The sequence below is a fragment of the Sphingobium sp. genome, assembly GCF_035511395.1.
Classification (GTDB): domain Bacteria; phylum Pseudomonadota; class Alphaproteobacteria; order Sphingomonadales; family Sphingomonadaceae; genus Sphingobium.
The window spans coordinates 1-4,659 of record NZ_DATKFP010000282.1; the positions used below are offsets into that span (position 1 = coordinate 1).

Consider the following 4,659-nt stretch of genomic DNA (forward strand, 5'->3'; position numbering starts at 1 on the left):
ACATCTTGAGGCTGCGCAGCATGACGATGACCGCGGCGCTGGCGGGGTCATGACGCATGGCGGATCTCCCTGAGCATGTCATAGCGAACGACATTGGCCTCTGGCTCCTGCATCAGGCGCAGGGCCTGAGGCGCATCGATCGGCGCTGCTGGAGGCGCCTTGCCGTCGATAAGGCGATGCAACACGTTGAGAACGTGGGTCTTGGTGGCGACACCGGCTTCCAAAGCCAACTCGACCGCGCTCAACACAGCCTGCTCGTCGTGATGCAGAACGAGCGACAGGATCTCGACCATCTCCCTGTCGCCGCCTGAGCGCTTGAGCAGATGACTTTGCAATTGCCGGAAGGCTTCGGGCATCTCGAGAAAGGGAGCGCCATTGCGCAAGGCACCGGGCTTGCGCTGGATCACCGCCAGATAATGCCGCCAGTCATAGATTGTTCGTCCCGGCTTGTGATGGGAGCGGTCGATGAGCCGGGCATGTTCACACACGATCTGGCCTTCGGCCGCGATGACCAGACGATCCGGGTAGACCCGCAGGCTGACCGGCCGGTTCGCGAAGGAAGCAGGCACGGAATAGCGGTTGCGGTCGAAGGCGATGAGGCAGGTTGGCGATACGCGCTTGATCTGCTCGACAAAGCCATCGAAGGGCCGGCCCAGCGGCATCAGGCAGGAAACTTCCTCGGTATGCACATCAGCCACGGTGCCGGGCATGACACCATGCTGGATCTCGCCCCATTGGGCGATGCACTGTTCTTCCAGCCAGGCGTTCAACTCAGCGAGATCGCGGAAGCTGGGCATCGGTTGCCACAACCGGCGCCGAGCGTCCTGAACGTTCTTCTCAACCTGTCCCTTCTCCCAGCCTGAAGCCGGATTGCAGAAATCGGTCTCGAACAGATAATGGCTGGCCATGGCGGCAAACCTCGCGTTGACCTGCCTTGCCTTCCCGGTCCCGATCTTGTCGACAGCGGTCCTCATATTGTCGAAGATCCCGCGCTGGGGCACGCCGCCCAGCACCCGGAATGCCTGCGTCAGCGCGTCGAACAGCATCTCATGGGTCTGAAGCAGATAGGCTCGCACGATAAAGGCGCGGCTATGTGCCAGCTTGGTATGGGCGACCTGCAGCTTCGTGGGCTTGCCGCCCAGCACGGCGTAATCCTCGCTCCAGTCGAACTGGAACGCCTCGCCAGGCTGAAAGACCAGAGGTACGAATGTCCCACGCCCGCTGGTCTGCTGTTCATATTGAAGCTCGGTCCGCCACCGCCGGGCAAAGGCGGCCACCCGGTTATAAGAGCCATCGTAACCCAGCTTCACCAGATCGACGTACAACTGCTTGGCAGTCCGCTTCTGTTTGCGGGATTTCTTGAATTCCGCCCGCAGCCAAGCCGTCAGCTTCTCGGCAAAAGGGTCGAGTTTGCTCGGCCGGACCGGAACCCTGAAGCTGAGCTCAACCGCATCAGAACGCAGATATTTACGGATGGTGTTGCGAGATAGGCCGGTCCGGCGCTTGATCTCCCGAATGGGGATCTTCTGCCGGAAATGCCATCGGCGGATCACACTGAGTAAGTCCATGTCGATCACTCCACGACCCTCCGACTGGCAGCCGGAGGCGAGGGAAACATGGGTCAATTCTCAATGGTAATTTATACGCCCCCCGGGTCACTTCTCAGTGGCAATCAACACACATCCCTCGAACTGATTGAAATCAACGGTCCGCACATCGCAATGAGCCACCGGCCAGTTCTCGACAGTCGTGATCCCGCGCTCTTGGTTTTCGCGTATGGTATCACAGCAATAGGCGTTGAGCTCAATTACACTCACTGGCCGAAATCCAGCCTGGTGAAGCCCTATTCCCAGCCCACCGGCTCCCGCGAAGAGTTCAATCGAGCGCATCATCGAGGAATGACCTTATGCGCGATTGTAGCAAAGCGCGATCCCTCCATTCACATTTCCACAGCACGACGGCCGACCATGCAAGATCGCCGATCTCGGCCTGTACGACAACCCTGCGGCGCACTTGGTCGTCGAGCTTCGGTAGTTAGAAATCAAAGTGCGACTTGGGCAAGCGTGCGAGTCTATAGGCTGGATCGGAAGGGCGGTGCCAAATGCATCCATGGACGAACAATCATTTGCTCTTCGCGGGGACATCCGAGCGGATGCGGCAAGTGGTGCCTTTCGCATTATCATACGCTCGTTGGATGCAATACGAGAACTTGGCGCGCTCCCTTTCTGACAGGCGCAGAAATAGCGCCACGCCTTCCCATCGCTTCGGATCATAAACCTGCATCAACTGCTCACCGGCAGTCCAACCATCTCGATTCATCGCCTCAACGGCGGTCCTTTCCCGCCACAGCCAGCTTTTGGGAGCGACGTCCAGCGCGGCGCGAGGCACCACGAACATCAGCATCGCGCCAACCACGATGCCTATTCCCATGCAAACCATGAGCCATCGATCCTGCTTTGCGGCTTCCCGCGCGGAATAGACGACTTCCCGGATTGAGCTCGCCTCAAGGTTGAGTTGCTGCCGCGCTTGCCCCCACGCCGCCTGCTCAGCCTTCCGCGCAATGTTTGCTGCCTCGTCGATCTGGCCCGCGATCCTTTCCGGTGTCAAAGCCATCGCCGGGCGGCGGCTGAGGATTTTGATCCCTTCTGCCAGCCGTTCGATGCGTTCGTCGATCTGAGCCAGATCCTCACTGTAGTCGCGCTCCCGCAGATCATCGAAACGCATGGCAAAACCGTCGATGGCTGCTGACAGTCCGGCAAGGCGGCGGTTCATCGCCTCGAACGCCTCGGTGGCATCCAGCTCGGCTGGTGAATTGAGTTCAGTCATGCACGAAGCCTATCGCTCAAGGCCACGCGAGCGCGAGCGGCCGATCCATTCCTGGATGTCGCGAGACAAGCTGCTCCCCTCCCGGGGCTTGAAGCCCAGCTCATGAGACCTCATGCGAAGCCGGGATTCCAGTTCCGGGTCGCGATGGAAGCTCTTTGACAGATAGTCGATTCGCTCCGCCGCGCGATCGGCACCAAGATGATCGCCCATCTTCTGCAGCCGCAAGAACTGGCGGGTGCGGGTCTGCCATTCCTCAACGAAGCGGTCGGCGCGCTGATCCGCCGCGACACGGATCTCACTTTCCATCTGCATAGCCTGGATGGCGCGAACGCTTTTCCCTTTTACAGCCTCGTCCATCAGCGACGGGTCCCTGCGCATCGCCGCATAGGCATCCTCCGCGCCATTCGGGCGCTGGGCATCGAGGTCGCGGCTGGCCCGTTCGACGGCCTGCCTCTGGCTGACGATCGGAGTGAGCCCCTGACCCTGCATGCGCTCGATGTCGCGCACAGCGCGGGCGTAGCGCGCGACGGCAACATCGCGAGGGCTGGCCTGACGAGGCGTTGGCTCCGGCTGCACCTTCAATCGTAGCCCTGCGAAAGGATCGCGCCGAGCCTGTGGTTCGCGCTCCGGCGTCGGTGTGATTTCAGGCTTCGGCACAGGTGCAGGCTCACGTGCGTAATCCGACACCATGTCCTTGCCGCGTTCGCGGCTGAGCGCGCGGACGAGCCGACCGCGATCGGCAAAGTCATCCTGGCCATAGTGAAGGTCGACACTGTCCCGGTGCCGCGAAAGCGCGACATACGAGGCGTGGCGATCGAGCCCCGGCGTTGCCAGCACATGGACATTGTCCACTGTCATGCCTTGCGCCTTGTGGATCGTCGCCGCGTAACCGTGATCGACATGGGCATAATCCTTGATGTCGAAGGCGACCGAGCGCCCGTCGTCCGTCCGCACGCGCAAGGCAGTCCTGCTGACCTGCTCGACCGTCCCAAGCGTGCCGTTCTTCACTGCCAGGCCGCGCTCGTTCTTCAGGAACATCACACGGTCGCCGGACGCAAAGCTGCGCTCGCCGCGCTCGACCACCAGCCCCACATCCTGCCCCAGCATCTGCGCTGTCCGCAGGCGGGTCCGGGCCGCATCGTTGAGTTCGCGCACTTCGTCATTGGTGTGAGTGAGGATGATGCGGCTGGCATCGGGCCGGGCCTGCCGTTCCCTGTCCCAGCGCTCGATGAGGGCTGTGCGCGCCTGCTCGCGCGTTTCGGCGGCATGGACGTGTCCGGCCTGTTCGTAGGCCGAGAGCGCCTCGCCTGTCCGGCCGGTGGCGAGCTGGCGCGTCGCATCGCGCTGCCAGTCCACGGACTGCCGACGGATCGAGGTAATCTCGACCGCGCCGTGGCGCTCGGCAATCGAGCGGAACGACGCCCCCGCCTCGATTGCCTGCAGCTGCTCGGGATCGCCGACCAGCACCACCTTGGCCCCGCGCTTTTCCGCCTCGCGCATCACGCGCTCCATCTGCCGCGTGCCGATCATACCCGCCTCGTCAATGACGAGAACGGACTTGTCAGTCAGCAATTCGCGGCCTTGGCCCCATTGGTGTTCGAAGCTGGCGATCGTACGCGAGGCAATCCCCGAGCCGGTCTCGAGGTTCTTGGCGGCGATGCCGGACAAGGCCGCGCCGCGCACCTCGTAGCCCGCCGCTTCCCATGTCTCACGCGCCACGCCGAGCATCGCGCTCTTGCCGGTGCCGGCATAGCCGATGACACTGCTGATCCCGCGTGCGTCGGTCACGTGTTCGAGCGCGCCGCGCTGCTCAGGCGAGAGGACCATGCCGCG

Annotated in this window: 4 protein-coding genes; all 4 read right to left on the reverse strand. The window is 62.3% G+C overall.

Annotation, left to right across the window (positions count from 1 at the left end; translation table 11 throughout):
- Nucleotides 1-47 precede the first annotated feature (47 nt).
- Nucleotides 48-1,568, reverse strand: coding sequence for an IS21 family transposase (gene istA / locus VMR39_RS20080; RefSeq protein WP_325418370.1), 1,521 nt, complete (start codon nucleotides 1,566-1,568; stop codon nucleotides 48-50).
- Between the two features lie 87 nt (nucleotides 1,569-1,655).
- On the reverse strand, nucleotides 1,656-1,892 hold the full coding sequence (locus VMR39_RS30535) for a DNA cytosine methyltransferase (RefSeq protein ID WP_414712561.1): 237 nt from the start codon (nucleotides 1,890-1,892) through the stop codon (nucleotides 1,656-1,658).
- 229 nt (nucleotides 1,893-2,121) lie between these two features.
- Nucleotides 2,122-2,826 (reverse strand): DUF6118 family protein, encoded by a 705-nt coding sequence (locus VMR39_RS20085; RefSeq protein WP_325418372.1) that lies wholly within the window; start codon nucleotides 2,824-2,826, stop codon nucleotides 2,122-2,124.
- Nucleotides 2,827-2,835: 9 nt separating this feature from the next.
- Nucleotides 2,836-4,659 (reverse strand): AAA family ATPase (locus VMR39_RS20090; RefSeq protein ID WP_414712562.1); only part of this gene is annotated, 1,824 nt, incomplete at its 5' end.

Coding starts and splice junctions, on each gene's coding strand:
- istA (WP_325418370.1), bottom strand. CDS start 1,568: ATGGACTTACTCAGTGTGATCCGCCGATGGCATTTCCGGCAGAAGATC.
- VMR39_RS20085 (WP_325418372.1), bottom strand. CDS start 2,826: ATGACTGAACTCAATTCACCAGCCGAGCTGGATGCCACCGAGGCGTTC.
- VMR39_RS30535 (WP_414712561.1), bottom strand. CDS start 1,892: ATGATGCGCTCGATTGAACTCTTCGCGGGAGCCGGTGGGCTGGGAATA.